A 21,965-nucleotide genomic window follows, 5' to 3' on the forward strand; every position below is an offset into this window, starting at 1 on the left:
AAATATAAAATTACATATTGAATTTTCCATATCCATTGAATAATATAGAGGTACGGTTAACCGCTAGGTTTGAAACGTCCTTCTTAACAGAAGGTGCTTTTATTTTCAAATCAAGTGAAAGCGCTTTAATGATGAAAAAGGAGGGATGAGCAACATTAAATTCGAGGCTGAAGAAGTTAATACAAACATAATCCTGACCGCTTTCTCAATATTTTTTTATGTTATCAGGGATGTTCAAAACGAGAGGAGATTGATTTATGAAGCAATCATTTGTTCGTAAAGTAACAGCAGCTTCACTGGCAGGTGCGCTGTTGTTGCCTGCTTCTTTGGTAGGCGCCGAGCAAACACTCAATTCAGATACAGATGGAATTCAAAATGTGGGGCAAACTTCCCTTCAAGCTCAAGACCTAGAAAACTTTTCAATTCAAAGTAAAAAGGCTGTCTCTTTCAAGGAGACTTCCGTACATGATCCATCCATCCTGAAAGTGAAAGACACATTTTACATTTTCGGCTCACATCTGGCGGCTGCCAAGTCCAAAGACCTCATGAATTGGGATACGATTGCTACAGGAGTGGCGAATGGTAATACATTGATTCCCAACGTCAAAGAAGAATTAAAGGAAGCACTGGATTGGGCACAGACAGACACCCTGTGGGCAGCTGATGTCATTCAACTGGCAGATGGCAAGTTCTATATGTATTATAACGCTTGCAAGGGTGACTCACCGCGTTCAGCAATGGGCCTAGCAGTTGCTGATAAAATTGAAGGGCCTTATAAGAATAAAGGCATTTTTCTAAAATCCGGCATGTGGGACCAACCGAGTGAGGATGGGACGATCTATGACGCAACCAAGCATCCAAATGCCGTAGACCCGGACACCTTTTATGATAAGAACGGCAAACTGTGGATGGTATATGGCTCCTACTCAGGAGGCATCTTCATTATGCAGATGGATGAAAAGACAGGGAAGCCGCTCCCTGGTCAAGGCTACGGTAAAAAGCTGACAGGCGGTAATCATGCTCGTATGGAAGGGCCGTACATACAATACAGTCCGCAAACGGACTACTATTACTTGTTCCTGTCCTATGGTGGATTGTCAGCGGATGGCGGATACAACCTGCGGGTGGCTCGGTCCAAAACACCGGATGGTCCTTTCTACGATGCTGAAGGCAATGATATGATCAAGGTCAAGGCGAATCCTGATAAACCACTTTTTGATGACGCTTCCATTGAACCATACGGTGTCAAACTGATAGGTAATTACCTGATTCCAAGAGAAATTGGTGATCCGGGTACTGGACTGGGTGCAGGTTATGTGTCACCCGGACACAACTCGGCTTATTATGATCCCAAGACGAAAAAGCATTTTGTCATTTTCCATTCCCGTTTCCCGGGGAGAGGCGAACAGTTTGAAGTGCGGGTACATGAAATGTTCATGAACGCTGACGGTTGGCCTGTGGTTGCTCCTTATCGTTATTCGGGAGATGAAGATTCACTGAAAAAGCTGTCAGAAAAGGATGTCCTCGGTCAATATTCGTATGTAAATCACGGGAAGGAAATTTCGGCAAATATTAAGCAAGCCGTTAACGTCAGTCTGGATAGTGGCGGCAAGCTGTCTGGTGGAGTGAACGGTACATGGAAGTTGGGGGCAGGCAATCAGCTGGAAATTACAGCAGAGGGCACGAATTACAAAGGTGTATTCCTGCGGCACCGTGATCCAGACACAGGTGCCAAGACGCTTGCTTTTACCGCGTTGTCCTCCAAGGGTGTTGCGGTATGGGGTTCGCTAAAGCCTGACCTGAAGGCCAGCAAGATTGTAGCTGCTGTGCAGAAGGATCTGAGCCTGGGCGATACGAGCAATGTTCTTTATAATCTGACGCTACCTACTCAAGCAGCACAAGATACCACTATTTCATGGGAATCCACCCACCCGGAGAATATTTCTGTGACAGGTGAAGTATACCGTCCAGAAGCCGGCTCTCAGCCTGTAACAGTTACATTGACAGCGACCATCAAAAAGGACAAAGCCACAGCTAAGAAAAACTTTACAGCCATTGTTCCCGGGCAGGCCCGAGGTCCTCAGCTCGCACGCTATTCGTGGAGTGAAGATCAAGGAACTTCGGTTGTCGACAGCACATACAATCAATTCGATGGTAAGACCTATGGTGGTGCTGCATGGGATAAAGACGGGAAGCTTGGCGGTGCGCTTGTCCTAAACGGTAAGGATGGTTACGTGCAACTACCAAATACAGTAACAGATGCGAAGGATTTTACCTTTTCCGCTTGGGTGAACTGGAAGGGCGGTGCAGCTTGGCAACGGATTTTTGACTTCGGCAACGGCCAAGCCCGGCATATGTTTCTTACCCCTTCCCAAGGAAACGGTGTGCTCCAGTTTACAATCCATGAGGGTACGGATCAAAGCTTGCTTTCCAAATCATCATTACCTCTAAACCAGTGGACGCATGTAGCGGTTACACTGAAAGGGAATACAGGAAAGCTGTATGTAAATGGTGAGGAAGTAGCCGTTAATGACAGCATTACCTTTAATCCCAATGAGTTGCTGACGAGCGAGGCTTATCTCGGCAAAAGCCGCTTTGCCGCCGATGCTTACTTCAATGGCAGCCTGGATGAAGTTCAATTGTATAACAAAGCGCTGACAGCAGAGGAAATTAAAGCACTGGCAGAATTGTAATTCAAAATGAGCAAATAAACGCAGGAGATGAGCTTTTAGTAAGAAGTTCGTCTCCTGCACAATGTTTTGTATATTTATTTCTTGATTGCTGGTATAATAGGAAGCAACTGCGGATATAATGTTTTAAGTAGGCGTTAATGACTCACTCCCGCCGAATGAACACAGCTTTGAAGCAGCAATAGAAGACATAAGCACTCTGCATAAATTAAATTCACCAGTGCTTGCGTTTTCAATACACTTATGGTAATATGAGTATATTGAAATTGTGACCTGAGATTCACATATTGTAGAGGGTTATTGTTTTAGGTTGAAATAACCTTGTGCAATATGTGAATTTTTATTTGTCAAAAATAAAGGTCATATAAATACATTTTGGAGGTAATTCCATGCAAACAGGTACAGTTAAATGGTTTAACGCAGAAAAAGGTTTCGGTTTCATCGAGGTTGAAGGTGGAAGCGACGTATTCGTACATTTCTCCGCAATCCAAGGCGAAGGTTTCAAATCTTTGGACGAAGGCCAACGCGTAGAATTCAACGTAGTTGAAGGAAACCGTGGACCACAAGCTGAGAACGTTGTAAAACTGTAATTTAAAATTACAGCCTACTTCAGATGCCCCGAACATAGCGTTTGGGGCATTTGTTTTTATCTGTTCACAAGACCGTTTTTGAACTGATTACATCTTATCGCTTTATAAATCATGAAGAAAGAGGGATGTTTATGTACAATTCACGGAAAAAGCCAATGGATGAGATTCCTGAGGAAATTACAACTGTCTGGAATTGCGCCAGCGATACATGTAACGGCTGGATGCGGGATAACTTCGCTTTTTCTGTCGAGCCGACATGCCCCATTTGCGGTTCTGCCATGGTGAAGGGCGAGAAAAAGCTGGCTGTTTTAAATAATACGAGCTTTAATCATACCAAACAATCCTAAACGGATAAATGTTTGTAGTGAAAGATGCCCCATAGCCATTAACGGCGCTGAGGCGTCTTTTTTGTTTTTTATAAATATGAATTATACATAAGAATGAACAGGTTTTCAATTATGGTGTGGAGGATGGGGCTAGTATGCTCAGTAAGATAGAATTAAATTCGGGTAGCGCTTCGTAAAATACACCGTGCCCGCTTCGTTCGAAAGGAATAAGCTTTGATCCGGCAATTCCTTTTTGAGTTTGGACAGCCAGGGGGAAAGGACAGACCCGATCCAGCTTGCCGTGTAGAATCCAAGTAGGCACGTGTATACATGGTAGGTCAGCGCGCAAATCAGAGTCACGCAGTGAATACAAAGTACAAGCCATGCTATGAACTGTAGCCGCGAAACCCTGATCACGTAACCAATCGCGTAAGCTCTGGCTAACGGGATTAGCAAACAACATCTCGCCAAAAGAAGTTACCAGTTGTGGACGATCTGTATAGGCTTGTTTGATGAGTTTATCTACCTCTGTGACAGGAGTACCGTAAGGGAAGTCGCTGGTTGGGGTGAATCGGGGCGTAGCTGCTCCGATCAAGATCAACTGATTGACGCCAAATCCCCGGTGCCTGCTCATGTAGCGTGTGACCACAGCTCCCCCCATCGAAAAACCGATCAGCCGTACCTGGTTTAACTGAAGCGCCTGCATAACAGCCAGCAGATCGTCCGCCAATCGATCATAATTGTATCCATGCCATGGTCGATCAGACTTGCCGAACCCCCTAAGATCAACCTGAATACAGCGATACCCGTAAGCAGGCAACAAGGCGGCCTGATATTCGTACATTCGGTGATCCAGCGGCCAGCCGTGAACCATCAGAACAGGGATGCCTTCTCCAATATCCTCGACATACAGCTTCACGCCGCGTTCCACCTCAATATAATATCCCATCGTGTTCACCCCTTTAGAAATCACGAAATTTCATTCTCTCTCACATATATGTAGCCAGGGCTTAGCTCATTCGAAAAAGGGATGAGACTGTCACGATATAAGCATATATTATGTTAAAAAATGTATGTCATCCTAGATAGGGATGGGATATAATTATGGAATGAAACAGCATCGGGAGAGTGGAACAATGACACCATCAAAAACATTAAAATGGATTACAGGCGGATTGGAGCTGTTTTTAGCTATTCCCGTTTTGGGCGGGCTGCTCGTCGTAAATTCCGCGTATACTATATTGTTCTTTATGCTGATTTTCCACATTGTTACGTTGGTGCTATCGGTGACGAATAGAGAGTCTTATTATGGATCTATTTTAGGGATCGTGACCTCGGTTATTGGATGGATTCCGATTGTGGGCTGGTTGATGCATTTGATCTCAGGCATATTTTTGATGATTACCGCAGCCCAGCAGCCGCGTGATCAGTATCGTAATCGCAATCCTTATGATGATTATCGCTACTAGGGGATGTGTGGCGATACAAAGATGAAAGATCCTGTTGAACAGGGTCTTTTTTTATTTATGAAATCTCCCCATGATTATGGTGTTGTAGTATTTGCCATCTGAAAGAACCTTATCGTTTTTTAATAACCCTTCGATCTCAAATCCATGTTTTTTATAGAGCTCAATGGCTTTATCATTCGTTTCCAAAACTTGTAGAGTTATTTTCTTGATGCCATTGGAGTCAGCCCAAGAAATAGATTTTTTTAAAAGATTCGTCCCGATCCCATAACCCCAAAAATCCTTTAGTACGCATACGCCAAATTCAACTTTATGAGAGAATCTGCTCAGAACATGGCCCTCACATCTTGAAAAGCCGACGATTTTATCATGAACTACCGCAACTAAAAATAGGTTTCTGTTATTCTCTGTATCTGATTCAATGAGCTGTTCAAAACCGGATGTACTTATAAACGCTTCTCCCTTCTCTCTGTCTAAATTTTCAGTCTCTCCATCAATCAGCAAACGGATTTCAGACAAATTCTTCGCATCTTGAATCATGGCAGATCTGATCGTATAGCTCATTCCTCGTATCTCAAATTCCTGTTTATTTATTTTCATTACATTCTCCTTATTATGAATTTTAGTGAAAAATGACCTCTGGATCATGTTAGTCTACCACATATTATCTTGTTTACATGACAAATAAGCCTGTCTCCTTATGTTGTATCGCAGCAGGGGACAGGCTTATTGATTTCTCTATCCGTACAGGGAAGCCGGATAGAGATTTATTATACATGGGTGGCTTTAGCTATTTCTGCTTAGCAGAGGCTTTAGCTGCATTGGTTTTAGCAGGAGCCTTAGCTGCATCTCCTTGGGCAGGAGCTTTACCTGCATCCGCTTTACCGCCATCTACTGGTGGTTTGGAGGGTTTTACGCCATTCACCATATCTGTCATCATTTTTTTTAGATTAGAGACACGTTGGTTATATTCAGTTGCTGTAATCTTGCCGTTTTGTTTTTCCGTAGCCAGTTTCGCTTTCATATCTGAAACCATCACATCAATAACGGAATTTACGCTCACACCTTGTGCTTTGGCGATTGTAGCAAGGGATTTACCTGCTTTCAATTGTGTATCCAACTGACTGGAGGACAATTTCAATAATTTCAGGAGAGCTTTGTTCTCAGCATAGTTTCCTCCTGCCATTTTAGGGCCGTTAGCATCTCCGGGGTTACCCTTAGGTGCTTGTGCTTTGTCTGCAATGGGAGCCTTCTCAGGTGTAGTTGAAGCAGCATGGGCTGCGCTTGTGGAGTACAGTGCCCCGCCTCCTAAAAATGCCAAGGCCATCGTTCCGGCCAAAATTGCTTTCTTGGTGCTCTTCATCTTCATTTTCCACCTTTCGGTTATGGTTTGTTTGGTACGTGATACATCATAAGGGATCAACTTGAATGCTATCTGAGTGCAAGCTGAGCATTTACTGAATGAAATTTGGAGAGCGAGACTAACATTTTAGTAAGATGGTACTTGTATTACGTGTATTAAGTGATATAATACACTACAGGCACAATAGATGCAGCCGATTAGGGGGAAACACCCATGGAAGAACAACGGGTTGGCTCGTTCCGGTTTTTAATTGACTTCAGCCAGCCATTATATGAGCAAATATTAAATCAAGTACGAAGCTCCATTGCTAAAGGGGAGATCGAAATGGGAAGCAAAATGCCATCTGTTCGTGATCTGGCGCAGGAACTACGCATGAATCCAAATACTGTGATGCGGGCATATCAGGAGCTGGAGCGGGACGGATTGACTGAGAAGCGGCGCGGGTTAGGCACTTATGTTACTTCGTCCAGTGAACGGATTTCCAGCTTTCGGGAACAATTGGCTATAACGTATATAGATCAGTTTCTCGGACAGATGAGCAGCCTGGGGTTATCGTGGGAAGATGTACAGCAGTATATACGAAGCAAACAGGACGGAAATGACGAGGGAGGAGGCGAAGGGGCATGACGGAATCTATTGTGGTTGCGAGTCATCTGACGAAGCAATATGAAAGTAAAAAAGCGCTGGACCACTTGGATGTCGTCATTCCGGCGGGACGCATTGTAGGGGTGCTTGGACCCAATGGCTGTGGGAAGTCCAGCTTTTTTCGAGCAATCACCGGATTAATTCGGCCAGATGGGGGCGAGCTTCAGGTGTTGGGGCAAAAGCCGGGTTGGGAAACCAATCGTGGTATATCCTACCTGCCTGACCGGGCTCGCTGGTACCCCAATCATACGGTGCAGCAGACACTGGAGTGGGGGGAATCCTTTTTGCCTGGCTTCAATATAAAAGATGCTTATAAACTTGCTGATCATATGGACGTGGAGTTGGAGTTGAAAATGGCCGGGTTGAGTCGCGGACAGGAGGCACGTGTGCTACTGATTTTATGTCTGGCGCGTGAGGTTCCGCTCATGATCCTGGATGAACCGTTTGCGGGCATTGATGTCCTCTCCAGAGAGGCGATTGTGGCTGGGATTATTGATTATTTGGAGGGTCGCCAGCAGTCTATACTCATTAGCACGCATGATATTCAGGAAGTGGAAGGCTTGTTTGACTACACGGTCATGATGGACCGCGGACGGGTTATATGGTCTGGTGATTCGGACGATCTGCGTGCAGAGCATGGCTCGCTGAATCAGGTGTTCCGCAATTTGTACAAAAAGGAGTGGAAGGCGTGAATTCATCAGGGCTGTTCAAAGATTTGATACGCCATGAATTTCGAAATAAAGGAAGCTGGAGAAAGCAGAGCCGCAATCGACTACCGAGATCGTGGAGACTTGTGTATTTCTCATTATTTCTAATTGCGGCGTTCGTTATTTCCTTGTATTTCGCGCTTCATAACCAACTCGAATTGACAAGGCTGTGGTATGTCACCCTGGGTTTGCCGTACATGATCATTTTCATGGGTGTGGGAAGTCTGAGAAGAGAATGGGAGAATGACACCTACGGATGGTGGCTGACTCTGCCCTATCAGCGTATGTGGCTGATTAGCGCCAAATGGATTGCTGCTATTTTACAAGCCGTGGTCGTGACCTTGTCCCTGTTTGTGGTAGGTTCTCTGTACGCGCTGTTCATCTCATCCACCATCCAGCCTTATACGTTTGCGGATGCAGCGTCCTTTATTATAGCTGGATTGAACTGGTTTGTGATGATTATCGCCTTCACACCGTTGGTTATTGCGCTGGGTCTGCTGACGGCCAGTACCAAATACAGCACCTTGCGGCCGATTAGCCCGATACTCTGGATTCTTTTGATGGGTGGCGGGAGTGTCTTTTATTGGTCAGGCGATCAGGGGCTTTATGAGCAGTTTGACCATGTTCAAACAGGACAATGGTTTTCTTTTACCTGGCATTTCTCGATTGCGGTGTTGATCAGTTGGGTTGCTGCATATGTATTAATCCGCTTGAGCGCTTATCTATTGGAGAAAAAACTGTCGATTTAGGCTAGCATATCTATAGGATCTATGAGGAAGGAGTTTCACCATGACGACGATATTTATATATGCATTGTTGGCTGTTTTGGTGGGGCTGATGATCTGGTTGAGAACCAAAAGACGAGGGGGGCCGGTAAAAGGAAACGGAATCCGGCTTCTGCTCCCCTTGTTTATCGCATTCCCGCTTATGATGATGTCTGTGTACCAATTAATGCATATTCCCGGTCAAACGTATGCGCCCCCCGCCTTTTGGGAACTGCTGGTTGCCGGGCTATTAGGGGCTCTGTTTGGCTATGTTATTTTGCTGCATACGGCGTATGAAAGACGGGATGACGGTCTTATTTATCCCAAGCCGAACCAATATTTTAAATATATTATTATCGCTATTATCTTGATTCGCGTTGTTTTGACCCAGTACCTCAGTAGTCTGGGTACGTCTGAAGTTAGTATGCTGGCGATTACGATGGCGCTGGTGTATATCTCAATCTGGCGAATCGGGAGCTTTATCAAGTTTCGGAGAACGTTATCCGTATAACAATAGCAATGGGGTTAACAGCGGCTTACTATTCAAAAAGCGTTTATTCGCTTGGTGATAGGAGCCGCTTTTTTTGAGTTTCGGCAATTAGCAAGTTATCACACATTGTTATTGCTCCCCATATCCTTTATTCTAAGGCTTGTGGCTTGCATTGTAGCAGTACAATTATAAATTTTTGAAAGGAGGGTTATTGAGGTTTCAAAAGATTTAAATGGGGTTTAAAGTTAGATAGGCGGGGAAAAGTTGCTTTTTGCGATTAGGTGTAACTATATAAGTTACATAAAAGAAAATTGTCTTCCATATTTTATTTTATAGGTTGAGAGGGGTTCACATTCATGAAAAAACATACGGTTACTGCTGCACTCGCTGGTTTGCTTGTTCTGTCTTCTGCTGTACCGGCTTTAGCAGCCGAGGTAAAACCTACTACGGGTATTCAGGTTTGGGTAGATGGCAAGAAGGAGGCTTACAAAATTGCTCCTATCGTGAGAAATAAGCAGGTCTTAATTCCCTTGAGACAATTGGCCTCCAGTTTGGGAATTCCAATGGATGCCAAGCATATTACGTTCAATACGGCGCGACAAAGCACGACTATCCGATATGATCAGGCGACGGTTGTACTGGTGTCAGGCAGTCCGGAAGCGCAAATCAACGGGATTAAGGTACCGCTATCCACCTCGACCCTATTGACCAAACAAGGGGTAACTTATGTACCGGTTGATGTCGTCAAAGAAGCATGGGGCAAGCAAGTGATTTGGGACCCGGCCAGCCAAACGGTGCAAATCGGGGTGAGTAATAAGGATAAGGTCGTTGAAATCGTGAAAAGCTTTGAAACCGGAGATACGAAAGCGGCCGAGACCTGGATCAGCAAAGATCAGTACATTCAGCACAATCTGAGCTTTGCCAGCGGAAGAGATGCCTTGCTGCAAGGGATTAGCCAGTCGAAGGGAGCCAATGTACAGGTTGAAATCCAACGTGTAATTCAGGATGGCAATTATGTAGCGGTTCATTATAAAGAGTCCATTGCAGGAAAAACGAGCATTGTTTTTGATATTTTCCGCTTCGATAGCAATGGTAAAATCGTTGAGCACTGGGACAATATTCAGGACTCGGCTCCAGCTAATCCAAGCGGACGTACAATGATTGACGGAACAACACAGATCACGGATCTCAACCAGACCGAGACGAACAAAATGTTAATCCGCAAGTTTGTGGATGATATCCTGGTTGGCAAGAACCGCGCCGCACTGGAAAGCTACTATAACGGTGATCATTACATCCAGCATAATCCTCTTTTTGGTGACGGTGTATCCAATTTGAAGCAAGCATTTTCCGCAGCGGGAAGCCAAGGAGCTTCTTTTGGATATGGTCAGGTTCACATGGTTATTGGAGAAGGCAACTTCGTGCTGGTTGTGAGTGAATTGACATCATCTAAGGGAACTTCAGCCGCTGTCTATGATCTGTTCCGGGTAGAGAACGGTAAGGTAGCAGAACATTGGGACGTAGTTCAGGAGGTTCCAGCTAAAACAGAGTGGAAAAATACAAACGGCAAGTTTTAAGAAAAAGTGCGTTTGGGGTATGGCCTGATTGCACGCTTTCCCAACCGTCCTGTTCCTGTTAAAATGATGCAAACATATAACAGGGGGTTGAACGATGGAAGGCTTGAAGCAGCGTGTGGGCTGCCTGCATGCACATCACTCGAACATAGCCTATGTGGAACGAGCTTTTGCTTCTTATGAGGTGGAGCTGATACATTTTGTGGACCCTGGGCTTATGCGCCGGATCTCGTCAGACCCGCATCTTTCTGCGGACGATGCCAGTCGCAAGGTAGAAGAGCAACTAAGCTGGATTGCCCAAAGCGACATAGACGTTATTTTGATAACGTGCACGAATTATATCGTTTTGGCAGAAAAGGCTCAATTGACCATGTCTACACCAGTAATTGCGCTGGATGAGCCCTTTTTTCATGAGATATGCGATGATTTGCTGCCACGGACCTTGGTATTCACGAATCCGGCTACTGTAGAGGGAACGATGAAGCGTCTTTATCATACGGCTGCTCTGTTAGGCAAACCAGATATCTCTTCTTGGATAGAGGTTAAGGTGGTGGAGGACGCTTTTCAACTGATTATGCAGGGACGTGAAGACGAGTATAAGGAATTGCTGGTCCGTTCGCTGTATGAGCTGAGGAAGGCTGATCCAAGCAGAGGTCTGGCTGTAGCACAGTTGTCTATGGTTGATGCTGCGTTACAGGTGGAGCTGGAGACGGGGGAAATGATTGGCAATCCCTTACGGTCGTTGACGAATTTAATTGAGGATTTGTTAGGTTAAAAAAGTATAACTAAAAGAACTTCCAACCCGTGTTCTGGGACTATGGAAGTTCTTTTTTTGAGGCTGGCGAGCAGGTTACTTCTGCGTTGTTCATCACAGATTCTGTTGATCTGGGGTGATGAATGCTGCGCCTGCCGATTCTCTTTGGACAAGCGTAACGTATAAACGTTCATGCTCCACGTCTTCCCCCGCAATGATTTTGAGAACTTGTTCGGCAGCTACAGCGCCCCATTTACGTTTGGAATAGTCAATCGTTGTCAGACGGGGCTGAATATATTGCGCCAGCTCGATATTATCAAAGCCGACGATATGAATATCCTTGCCAATTGTCAGTTCTGATTGAGCCATTCGATTGTAAAAGCCCACTGCCATTTCATCATTGAGACAAAATACGGCTACAGGTTCCGAACACGGACCAACTTGTTGCTGCAAAATGATTTCAGCCGCCTGGTCGCCGCCCGATTTCTCAAAATCGCCGTCAATTTCGATCATTTCAGCGATGCCGCTACGCTCAATGGTCTGCTTAACTGCCTGCATCCGTTGCCATGAATCGTAAGAACCTTCTGGTCCGGTAACCACATATAGCTTGCGGTGTCCCAATTCCAATAAATGTTCGATTGCGAGAGCGGCGCCCGCTTTGTTATCCAGCAGCACCTGGTTAATGTTAGGATGATTCAGTTCACGGTCTAACACGACAATTTTATGTCCTCGCTCGGCGTAGTTCAGTAGCTCCTGACTATCAAACGTCTGATCCAGCACAATGGCGCCGTCGATCATGCGTTCCGGCAGCATTCGGTGAGATTGCTTACCGCTGCATACGATGAGATCATAACCCTTGCGGTTCAAAATTTCCTTGATGCCATACAGTAAATCTCCATAAACGTCTCCACGAAAATCAGTCAGGAAAACGCCAATAATTTTGGTCTGCCTTTTCTTGAGATTACGTGCGGCGGCATTGGGCACATAGTTAAGCTCTTTGGCAATGGCTAAAATACGTGCGCAAGTTTCTTCTGTTACCTTATCGCTACCATTTAAGGCATATGAAACGGTAGATATGGAAACGCCCGCCTGTTTGGCGATATCTTTAATGCTGACCACATCGTCACCTCCTTGTCGTCCGTCTTATAATTGCTATTGTATATTCATTATTAACCACATATCTATTCTAAATGTCGTAGTCCTACACATAAGCAGCAAAGGGCGATCCCGCAAGATCGCCATCCCTTTGTTGCCTATACCAGATTTAGCATCAAAAACTCTTTATAAAATAATTTCCAGACGGTGTACACCGTCATGTTCTGCTAAGGCCTGCTCGAAAATCTCACGTTTGATGCGCAAGGCACCAGAGCGGTAGCGATTATCATCGGCTGGCACGCTTTCCAGTGGTGTCCCGTTCAATACTGCACGGCCTTGCTCACTACCAGTACGCTCTTGCAGCATGCGGTAGACGAAGGTAATTGGTTTTCCTGCAAAGGAAAATTCAAATTCCAATCCGTCGAGATGATCCGGCAGCACAGGGTCCAGGATCAGGTCTTCGCCCGATTGACGAATACCAAGGACATTCGATATGAGCTGATTCATGTAGATTCCCGGACCGCTGGAATAGATTCTCCAGCCGCCTTTGACGGGTATGGCTCCTTCACGCAGTTCACCAAACCGTTCCTGGGCTTCATAGCGGGTGTTAAATTTACCGTCCGAGCTACTGAAATAGGCGTTGCTTTGGCGCCATTCGGCATTCGGTACGGACGCACGGATGCCGACCGGATTGATGAGCTTCAAGCTGTGCCAAGCGTCATCCTTGCGTCCCAACTTGGCCATCGCTTCCGCAAAGCGGATATGGGCATGCACATATTGCAGCCCGACCTCACGTCCAAAGTTGGCCGCTTGCTCTGCACGCTTGAAGTGCGAGCTCACACCGCCATCATACTGTGCAGGGCGGTTCATCAGACGCACACCATCCGGGCAGAGGAACTGCTCACGGATGAGCTGCTCATGAGCCAATGCTTGTTCAGGCGTGAGCAGCTGGCTGATCATGCTGCGTGTCATTGGCAGCAACCGATAATGGATTCCTGTCTCGGTGTCAGACGGATGGAGCATCAGCTTAGGTTGACCGGGCTCTTCCATATACACGAAGCCCGGAATAATTCCGCTCTCCAGCATGTAGCGGTTAAAGTCTTTACGGATGCCATTAGCCATTTGATGTAGATCTTGTGCGATCTTGTCGGCTTCGCTTACTACACCCGCGGGGGCCTGCTCCAAAGCAGCAGCAAAGTTACTAATAACTTGGTAGGTGAGTGCAACCGTCCAGCTGCTCGCCATGTATTGCTTCAGCTGAGCATTGGCTGGCTGGAGGGTATCATCCCAATCGCCGTCGCCATAGGCCGACAAATACGTATCATGAAGGAAATTCTCCCGAATATATTCGATTTCCTTCAGGGCATGTTCCATGAGAGTCGCGGTCTGCTTGGTATAATCGAAAGTATGCCGATGGGTGTAAGGTACATTTTCTCCCAGAATACTGTAATCACGGGTAGCGGTCAAATAGTCGCCCAGTACCTTGAGCGGCCAGACGATAATATCCCCATGGCTTTCTTCTTGCTGCACGTGAGTATAGTTGTCAAACATAAACCATTGCGGCCAGTTTCCGCTGTCCTCGTACTGATGGCTGAAAACAGTCAGCAGAATGGAACGAACCTCGTCGAACTTTTGCGTAGCTGAGAAATATTCCACAGGCCCCTGACACACATCACGTGTTCCCCAGGCTGCACCGCCGTATTGCTCCAGACCGTGAGGCACAGAGTAGTGAACGAGCATATTGTGGGTGTACCACCAAGCCACTGCGTTCACACGGAATAGCTCACTCGTTTCATGTTGACCCAGCGACAGATGGAAACCGTTCATAAGCTCGGCAAAATATTCCCGATAGCGCTCGCGCTCATCTTCAAAGGAAGCGTGACGCTCTTTGTGCGCTGATTCTTGCCCGGCTGAAAGCCCATTCAGCCAACCCTGCACGGTGCAGGTCCATTCGCTGCTGTCACCCAGCTCCAGCACGACTAGGGACGCATCAGCGGAAGCTGTACCCTGTAGCAGTACGTGAGCGTCGCTCACCTGCTGTAATGGAGCACCCTCGACGTGCATTCGGTACAGCAGGTCTGGATAGGCTTCGGCACTCAGGGAAGCAGAGTCTGCCCGGAAGAGCAGGGCGTCACCTGCATGTTCCATATGAAACGGAAGCTCATATTCGTTCACATGCATAGACATTTGCTGAGTGATGAGGAACGGATAGGTTTTGCCGCTTGCCGCACGCATATGAAGCCGTACTTCTGGGCTATCGGCATTTGTATGGTTTGTAATAATGAATGTATCGTCAGCCGTTTTGTAGTACCAGCGCACATAATTAAAGCCAATCTCGAACAGGGAAGGCATCGTGAGCAGGCGGTATTTCCCTTGGATTCCGACATAGATACGCTGACCGGATGTCTTGGGAATATTGAGCGCATTACGCGCGTTGGTGATCATTTTGTTGAAGTTTGTATTGCCGATCACGAGCTGGGAGTTGAACACCCCGTACATATAGGAGGTGGTTGTAATGGTTTCTTCCTTGCCTCCTGCGTAATGCCCGCCCATTAAAATGTGCCCATGGGGACGCTCTACACGAAGCTCTTTGGATTTGAGTACGACATGCTCATAGCTGTCCGTGAAAAAGGAAAGTAGTTCATCTCCATCCCGTTCTTCTTCCTGCCGTTTCGGGAAAAGTTGATTCACTTCGGCAGCGGTTAAGTCCAGCGTGCGCAGCGGCTCACCGATGGTTTGAGCTGGAGCCACACGCCCTGCCTGAAGATCACTTGTCGCGTGTGCCGGTATGCTGGTCTCGGAAGTGTCCGCTAGAACGGCAGCTACTTCGTCACGTGCCTTTGTCACCAGCTCCTGATACTCCAGCTTTGTCACTGCGGCTGGATGATTGGGCTGGAACAGACCGTAAAAAGTAAAGCGAGCTTCCCCTGCAAGTTTCACCCGCTCAGATTGCAACGCGGTATAGGCGAATTCGTATTGGTACACTTCATTGGCGAGCGAGTCACGATGGAGTGCTTCCGGCTCATTCGTTTCTTTGTACGAAAGTCCAAAGAACTGAAATCCGTCAGTCGAGTAACCAACAGTGCGGGTTAACGAGCCTTGTTGAATGTATGGGAACGCCTGACTTTGAGGCTGGTTTTGACGTGAGCAAACGGTGTAGCCTCTTTGTTCATCATGGTAGACGGTGTGGTCAATATATTGAGACAAATAAGCTTCATTACTGCGCACAGCGGCGGTATCGGCAATGCCAATATCCTGACCGTACACGACATCTGCTTCCACGTCATCGCCCTGTAGGGTTACATCCCAGAACCATACTCCCAGGCGGCTTAGCGTGAAGGTCACCTGATAGCCTACACCAGCGGTGAAACCCTCCCAAATAATCTGCTGATCCGTTTGTCGGATGACTCCCGGTGAGCGAACTCCAAGCAGGGGAGTGATACTTACACCGGACGGACGGTACAATCTCAAGTACAGATTGTTCAAGGAACCGTCGACTGAATTGGTCAACAGCTGGTTGATCATCGTTGAGCCGTGAGCGATCTTATACACATCACCGCTGCTCAAGAAGGTAAAAGACAGGTCGCCGGCCCGTAGCAAAATATTTTGATCCAGACTTGTATTCATCAAAGGGAACGCCTCACTTTCCTGTTTATTTCACTAACCGAAAACGGCTTTCACTAGTATCTCGGCTGTTAGGTCCTGTAAAGACGGCAAATTCACCGCTGTCACTACTGAAGCTCAAATCTGCATGATGATAGCGCAGCTGAGGCTCGGTCAATGCAAATTCCACTTCCCGGCTTTCGCCTGGGGCAAGAAGGACTTTGCAGAAATCTTTCAGTTCTTTCATTGGACGAACCGTATCACCGCTGATATCACGAACATAGAACTGGACGGTTTCCTCGACCGGACGTGTTCCTGTGTTCGTTACCTGCACTTTAACGGTCAGTTCCTGACCGGGTATAAGGGTATCGCCGGAAAGCTGTACGCTGTCATAGGCTACATCGGTGTAGCTCAGTCCATAGCCGAACGGGAATAAAGGTTCGTTTGGTACGTCTAGATATTGGGACACGTAGCGTTCTTTTGTATTCGGATCTAACTGCGGGCGTCCCGTATTAAAATGATTGTAGTACACGGGCACCTGTCCGACCGATTGCGGGAATGACATGGTCAGGCGACCCGTAGGTTCGGCATCACCGTACAACAAATCGGCAATCGCCGCGCCGCCTTCACCACCAGGGAACCAGGCTTCCAATACGGCGTCTGCTTCTTCAATGACACCGTGCAGATCCAACGGACGACCATTAAATAATACGGCTACCATAGGCTTGTTCAGCGTCTTCAGGCGCTTCACTAGTTCCAACTGGGCTTGTGGCAGGCGAATATTGGAACGGCTGCCTGCTTCACCACTCATATCGGAGCGCTCACCAAGCGCCAACACGATAACCTCTGCTTGGCTGGCTGCTTGCAGAGCTTTCGCATATTGCTCCTCAGTTATATCGTCGATAGAGCAACCTGCCGCAACCGTGAGCAGCGAGGAGGATATTTTCGATTGGAACCCGTCGACAACGCGAATAGCTTCCTCCTGTGAACCACTCCACGACCAAGAGCCCAGGATATCACCGCTCTCTGCGAAAGGTCCGATCAACGCAATATGCTGATTGCGATTCAATGGAAGAACGGAATCATTTTTGAGCAATACGCAAGATTTAATAGCTAATTCTTTGGCAACCGTACGGTGAGCTTCGCAGAACACAACTTCACATTCACGCTCAGGGTCTGCGCCGCGTAGCGGGTTTTCGAACAAGCCCAGCTTTTGCTTGAGCTTCAATATACGCATCACGGCTTCATCAATGAGCGCTTCATCCAGTTGTCCGCTGCGAACCAGCTCAGGCAGATGCCCGTTATAGCAGGAGGTCATCATTTCAATATCTACGCCAGCCAGCAGTGCTTTCTTCGCTGCCTCGCGCTCATCCTCGGCGATGCCGTGAGGGATAAGCTCCTTGATGGCGGCCCAATCCGAGATGAGTACACCATCAAAGCCCCATTCATCACGAAGCAAATCACGCATCAGGCGCTTATTGCCCGTTGCGGCTACACCTTCTACGGTATTGAAGGACGTCATCACCATTTCGCAGCCTTCATCTAAAGCAGCTTTGTAGGAGGGGAGATAATACTCTCGCAGCTGCCATGCGGATACATCTACAGTGTTGTAATCCCGTCCGCCTTCGCCAGCTCCATATGCGGCAAAATGCTTCACGCATGCAGCCACCCGGTCGGTATCGTTCGTCAGATCTTTACCCTGAAACCCGCGCACAAACGCACGAGCAAATTCGCTGTTGAGGTAAGGGTCTTCCCCTGTAGATTCCATCACACGGCCCCAGCGCGGGTCACGCACCAGATCGACCATAGGAGCGAATGTGACGTGAACACCGGATACAGCCGCCTCGCGGGCTGCAATGGTAGCGCTCTCTTCTGCAAGTTGCATATCCCATGAGCAACCAATGGCCAGCGGGATAGGGAAAATCGTTTTGAAGCCGTGTACAATATCTGCCATAATTAAAAGCGGAATACCCAGACGATTTTTACTCAAATGAGCCTGCTGAACACGAATCGCTTCCTTGGCCCCTGCGATACCAAGCACGGAACCGACGTTATGGACATTTTCCTCTGTGATGCCGAGAGAAGCCATGGGGCCAGTAATTTGACTATCCGTTCCCGCTTCTTCAAAGAAGGCACCCACAAGCTGTAGCAGTTGATCGACTTTTTCTTCAAGCGTCATGTTTTCTAAATAGGAATTCAGGTGTTGTTCCATCATAATCCTCCATAAGCTGTATTGTTGGTGGACAGCTCTTTTTTTTCAGATTCATGAGATTTTTTGGATAAAATTGATTCAAAAAAGTGCTGAACAGGCTAATAGCTAGTATAGAAGCATAATATTCTGTCGTATTATTAATCGAAACGTTTCTATTGTTGAACTCAGTTGGATTATATACGCTTTCAAATGGAGAGTCAAATCCAATTCAGGGGGTTTTTATAGGCTAAATAACGTAATAAAGATGATATAAACGAAAAAAAGTCGGGATTCTGAGCGAATAAAATATAATATTCCTATTGAATACGGTTTCAATTTGTTCTATAATGACTATCGAAACGTTTCTATTGACGGGTATGGTCCTTGTGCTTTGAACATAAGTGTTATAGCGGTATTCTTTAATCGCTATGTATTTACATGCATCAGGATTTTGCAAGATTCGATTCCAGTCGCTCCAAAATGCAATATATAGATGAACGAGACCATTTCGTTCTATATATTGTTCATTGGAAGTCGCTAATTGTATTTTCGCAAAATCCTCGTATTTGAATCCGTTATCATATTGCATGATCGGTAAACCGATCATCTCGGGAGGAATTCGTATGATGAAAAGAACGTTGGGGATCATTTTGGCAAGCACCTTATTACTGGGGGGCGCGCTGGCAGGCTGCTCGTCCAAGGATGATTCGTCTGGCAAAGATGCGAACGGCAAGACGACCATCACCATGTGGGGCATGGGAGCAGAAGGGAAACTGCTGCCTGAAATTGTAAAAGATTTTGAGAAAGAAAATCCAGATATTCACGTTGATGTACAGGCGTTGCCTTGGGATAACGCTCACGATAAGCTGCTGACAGCAGTTGCTTCAAAATCCGGTCCGGACGTGGTTCAGTTAGGTACATCATGGGTTCCCGAACTTGCGTCTGCGGGTGCATTGACGGATATTACCCCTTATATCAGCAAGTATCCTGAACTGGAATCGAAGAATTTCTTCGAGGGTGCTGTAGGTACGACAAAATTTGAAGGGAAACCGGTCGGTGTGCCTTGGTACACTGAAACGAGAGTTTTGTTCTATCGTTCCGACCTACTGAAACAAGTCGGATATAATGAAGCACCTAAAACGTGGGAAGAGCTTTCCGATGCTGCCCAAAAGCTGGCGGCTCGGGGCAAAGGCAAATATGGTATCTCCTTTAGTGCAAAGGAGCAGTCTATGGGCTTTATGTTTGCTCTCCAGAACGGTTCCAAACTGGTTGACGAGCAGGGCAATCCGTTGTTCAACCAACCACCGTTTGTAGATGCTGTGAAGTATTTGAATACTTTTTTCCAAAACGGCTCTAACGCAGTGGATATTGGAATTGACTCTGTTCAAGGTTTACAAGGTGATGGTATCGTTCCAATGTTTATCAGCGGTCCTTTTATGATTAAAGAAATCAAGAGCAAGGCACCAGAACTGGAAGGTAAATGGAATATAGCGGAGCTTCCTGGCAAAGTAAACAACCTGTCCGTTTTGGGTGGAGCGAACCTTTCAATTATGCAATTCAGCAAGCACCCAGAGGAGTCGGCCAAATTCATGGCTTACATGAGTAAACCAGAAACGCAGCTGAAATGGATGGAACTGTCCAGTAACTTGCCTGCGGCTACTAAATCGTGGGAAGATGCCAAGCTTAAGAGTGATCCGATGCTTCAAACTATTCGTAAACAGCTGGACCATTCCGCAGCATTGCCGCAACTGGCAGCATGGGAAGAGGTTTCTCAACAATTCATCAAGAGCTTTGAGCGTGTTTACCGTGGTCAAGCGGACGTACAGAAGGAAATGGATGACTTTAATCAGCAGGCTGCAAGTATTATGAAAAAATAATGATCCATATCCGCCATTGTCAAAGGGAGTGAAGGCATGAAAGGAAGCTCGCAGAAGCTTGCGCCATACTTGTTTATCGGTCCCTCCATCATCCTGTTGACGCTGTTTTCGCTGTTGCCGATTCTACTGGCGCTCGTAATCAGCTTCACGGATATGGATCTGTCAGGACTCGTTAATTATGATAGTATTCGCTTTATAGGTCTGGAAAATTATACAAACGTACTAATGGACCCTTCCTTTATAAAGTCCCTTGGTAATACCTTGTTCTTCGTCATCATCGGTGTTCCGTTGGTGCTGATATTTTCGCTTAGCATCGCGATTCTGATTAACATGGGTAAATCACGTGCTTTTAAAGTATTCCGCGTCGTGTTCTATCTACCGTCCGTAACGAATGTGGTTGCGGTCGCAGTCGTTTGGAGCTATCTATATAATCCGACGCTTGGATTATTCAACTATGTACTTGGTTTAATGAATTTAGGTCCCGTCCCATGGCTGACCGATCCAACAGTAGCGAAGGTTTCGTTGATTGTGTTGGCAGTTTGGCGGGGCATCGGCTTAAACATGATTATTTTTATTGCGGCTATTAAAGGGATTCCGGGCTCTTATTATGAAGCGGCTCAGCTTGACGGTGCCAATACATGGCAGCAAATTCGTTATATTACGCTTCCGCAGCTTCGTTACGCTATTTTCTTCGTGTCCATCACGACGATGATTGGCTGGCTGCAATTTTTCGAGGAACCGTTTGTCATGACTAAAGGGAAACCGCTCGATGGCACGCTGACAGCATCCCTGTTCATTTACAATAACGGCTTCCAATTTAGTAAATTCGGGTATGCCGCGGCGGGATCGTTCATTCTGTTCTTCGCGATCATCGCGGTGACGCTGATTCAGTTCCGTTTGCAAAATAAAGCGGAGTCCTGATAGAGAGAGGTGATGAACGTGAAAACAGCTGTTCAGCAAGCCCGCGCCAATACGCGCAGTGGTGAAAAAACATTTCAATGGTTCGTGGCGATTCTCCTGACCGTGGGAGGTCTGTTGATGGTGCTGCCTTTTGCGTGGATGATTCTATCCTCCTTTAAGACAGAGGGTGAGGTAACCAAAATTCCTCCGACCATCTGGCCGCAGCATTTTACACTGGATAATTTTAAATTACTATTCGATAGCATGGCTTTTGGAACCTATCTGACGAATACGCTGATCATTGTTTTAGCTTCCTTCTTCGGATTATTCCTGAATGCCATGGCAGGTTATGGCTTTGCCAAATTCCAATTTAAAGGCAAAGGGTTTCTATTCTACCTGGTACTGGCAACGATGATGATTCCAGGTCAAGTGACGATGATTCCCGTCTACTTGATCCTGAACCAGATGGGATTGACCAATTCCATGCTGGGGATTGTCCTTCCTGGATTGGTAGGCGCGTTCGCGATCTTCCTGTTCCGGCAGTTTATGTCCGATATCCCGGAAGAATTGCTGGAGGCGACACGTCTCGATGGAGCAGGGGAGTTCCGTACTTTTCTGCAAATCGTATTGCCTATCTCGACACCAATTCTGGCAGTACAGGCCATTTTAACCTTTATTGGTGGATGGAATAGCTTCCTGTGGCCGCTCATTATTGCGAACGATGAGAAGCTGTACACCTTGTCCGTCGGGCTGTCACTGCTCAAGGGGCAGAACGAAAGTCAATTTGCTCTTCAAATGGCAGGCTCGACCTTCATGGTCGTTCCGATCATGATTATCTTCATTGTTTTCCAAAAGTATATTATTGAGAACTACACGATTTCGGGGATTAAGTAATAGTGTAGTATGAATACAAGTCATAGTCACAAGAAC

19 protein-coding genes are annotated in these 21,965 nt (G+C 46.6%); 13 read left to right on the top strand and 6 right to left on the bottom strand.

The genetic code is table 11. The features are described 5' to 3' along the window. Positions 1-257 precede the first annotated feature (257 nt). From MKY24_RS01610 to MKY24_RS01620, 3 genes are all read left to right on the top strand, one after another. Positions 258-2,693 (top strand): LamG-like jellyroll fold domain-containing protein, encoded by a 2,436-nt coding sequence (locus tag MKY24_RS01610; protein ID WP_076159919.1) that lies wholly within the window; start codon positions 258-260, stop codon positions 2,691-2,693. A 386-nt stretch (positions 2,694-3,079) separates the two neighbouring features. Further along, positions 3,080-3,280, top strand: coding sequence for a cold-shock protein (locus MKY24_RS01615; protein WP_007428290.1), 201 nt, complete (start codon positions 3,080-3,082; stop codon positions 3,278-3,280). Positions 3,281-3,411: 131 nt separating this feature from the next. Further along, positions 3,412-3,627 (top strand): cold-shock protein, encoded by a 216-nt coding sequence (locus MKY24_RS01620; RefSeq protein ID WP_013308357.1) that lies wholly within the window; start codon positions 3,412-3,414, stop codon positions 3,625-3,627. A gap of 109 nt (positions 3,628-3,736) precedes the next feature. Here MKY24_RS01620 and MKY24_RS01625 read toward each other — a convergent pair whose 3' ends face one another. After that, complete coding sequence (locus MKY24_RS01625) at positions 3,737-4,555, bottom strand: alpha/beta hydrolase (RefSeq protein WP_023986607.1); 819 nt, start codon at positions 4,553-4,555, stop codon at positions 3,737-3,739. Between the two features lie 187 nt (positions 4,556-4,742). On the opposite strand from MKY24_RS01625, the gene MKY24_RS01630 reads away from it, so the two are divergent. Next, positions 4,743-5,075, top strand: a complete 333-nt coding sequence (locus MKY24_RS01630) for a hypothetical protein (RefSeq protein WP_013308359.1) — start codon at positions 4,743-4,745, stop codon at positions 5,073-5,075. A 51-nt stretch (positions 5,076-5,126) separates the two neighbouring features. Here MKY24_RS01630 and MKY24_RS01635 read toward each other — a convergent pair whose 3' ends face one another. After that, positions 5,127-5,672 carry a GNAT family N-acetyltransferase gene (locus MKY24_RS01635; RefSeq protein ID WP_028541950.1) on the bottom strand — a complete coding sequence of 182 codons (546 nt, stop codon included), beginning with the start codon at positions 5,670-5,672 and terminating at the stop codon, positions 5,127-5,129. Positions 5,673-5,862: 190 nt separating this feature from the next. Next, positions 5,863-6,435: a hypothetical protein gene (locus MKY24_RS01640; RefSeq protein ID WP_023986609.1), complete on the bottom strand. Its 573-nt coding sequence runs from the start codon at positions 6,433-6,435 to the stop codon at positions 5,863-5,865. 213 nt (positions 6,436-6,648) lie between these two features. On the opposite strand from MKY24_RS01640, the gene MKY24_RS01645 reads away from it, so the two are divergent. The 6 genes from MKY24_RS01645 (at position 6,649) to MKY24_RS01670 (ending at position 11,390) form a co-directional block, all read left to right on the top strand. Continuing rightward, positions 6,649-7,062: a GntR family transcriptional regulator gene (locus tag MKY24_RS01645; RefSeq protein ID WP_338533125.1), complete on the top strand. Its 414-nt coding sequence runs from the start codon at positions 6,649-6,651 to the stop codon at positions 7,060-7,062. Further along, positions 7,059-7,772 carry an ABC transporter ATP-binding protein gene (locus tag MKY24_RS01650; RefSeq protein WP_023986611.1) on the top strand — a complete coding sequence of 238 codons (714 nt, stop codon included), beginning with the start codon at positions 7,059-7,061 and terminating at the stop codon, positions 7,770-7,772. The genes MKY24_RS01645 and MKY24_RS01650 overlap by 4 nt, the downstream gene beginning before the upstream one ends. Next, on the top strand, positions 7,769-8,536 hold the full coding sequence (locus MKY24_RS01655) for an ABC-2 transporter permease (protein WP_339201283.1): 768 nt from the start codon (positions 7,769-7,771) through the stop codon (positions 8,534-8,536). Before MKY24_RS01650 ends, MKY24_RS01655 begins: the two co-directional genes overlap by 4 nt. A 40-nt stretch (positions 8,537-8,576) precedes the next feature. Further along, the gene (locus tag MKY24_RS01660; RefSeq protein WP_279835023.1) at positions 8,577-9,062 is read left to right on the top strand and encodes a CcdC protein domain-containing protein; all 486 of its coding nucleotides are present in this window, start codon (positions 8,577-8,579) and stop codon (positions 9,060-9,062) included. Positions 9,063-9,397: 335 nt separating this feature from the next. Continuing rightward, the gene (locus MKY24_RS01665) at positions 9,398-10,618 is read left to right on the top strand and encodes a stalk domain-containing protein (RefSeq protein WP_075153574.1); all 1,221 of its coding nucleotides are present in this window, start codon (positions 9,398-9,400) and stop codon (positions 10,616-10,618) included. A 94-nt stretch (positions 10,619-10,712) separates the two neighbouring features. Next, positions 10,713-11,390 carry a hypothetical protein gene (locus MKY24_RS01670; protein WP_339201284.1) on the top strand — a complete coding sequence of 226 codons (678 nt, stop codon included), beginning with the start codon at positions 10,713-10,715 and terminating at the stop codon, positions 11,388-11,390. A gap of 93 nt (positions 11,391-11,483) precedes the next feature. Here the strand turns inward: MKY24_RS01670 and MKY24_RS01675 are convergent, their stop codons facing one another. The 3 genes from MKY24_RS01675 to bglX form a co-directional block, all read right to left on the bottom strand. After that, a complete protein-coding gene (locus MKY24_RS01675; protein WP_339201285.1) occupies positions 11,484-12,488 on the bottom strand; it encodes a LacI family DNA-binding transcriptional regulator in 1,005 nt (334 codons plus the stop codon). 162 nt (positions 12,489-12,650) lie between these two features. Beyond that, a complete protein-coding gene (locus tag MKY24_RS01680) occupies positions 12,651-16,091 on the bottom strand; it encodes a cellobiose phosphorylase (RefSeq protein WP_339201287.1) in 3,441 nt (1,146 codons plus the stop codon). Between the two features lie 25 nt (positions 16,092-16,116). Then, positions 16,117-18,279 carry a beta-glucosidase BglX gene (gene bglX, locus MKY24_RS01685; protein WP_339202248.1) on the bottom strand — a complete coding sequence of 721 codons (2,163 nt, stop codon included), beginning with the start codon at positions 18,277-18,279 and terminating at the stop codon, positions 16,117-16,119. Between the two features lie 602 nt (positions 18,280-18,881). Here bglX and MKY24_RS01690 point away from each other — a divergent pair. The 3 genes from MKY24_RS01690 to MKY24_RS01700 are packed head-to-tail and all read left to right on the top strand — an operon-like array spanning position 18,882 to position 21,929. After that, positions 18,882-20,135, top strand: coding sequence for an extracellular solute-binding protein (locus MKY24_RS01690; protein ID WP_028541957.1), 1,254 nt, complete (start codon positions 18,882-18,884; stop codon positions 20,133-20,135). Between the two features lie 36 nt (positions 20,136-20,171). Continuing rightward, positions 20,172-21,056, top strand: coding sequence for a sugar ABC transporter permease (locus tag MKY24_RS01695; RefSeq protein ID WP_028541958.1), 885 nt, complete (start codon positions 20,172-20,174; stop codon positions 21,054-21,056). Positions 21,057-21,074: 18 nt separating this feature from the next. Next, a complete protein-coding gene (locus tag MKY24_RS01700) occupies positions 21,075-21,929 on the top strand; it encodes a carbohydrate ABC transporter permease (protein ID WP_023986622.1) in 855 nt (284 codons plus the stop codon). The last annotated feature ends 36 nt before the right edge of the window (positions 21,930-21,965 follow it).

The organism is Paenibacillus sp. FSL P2-0322 (genome assembly GCF_037975315.1).
Lineage (GTDB): Bacteria > Bacillota > Bacilli > Paenibacillales > Paenibacillaceae > Paenibacillus > Paenibacillus polymyxa_B.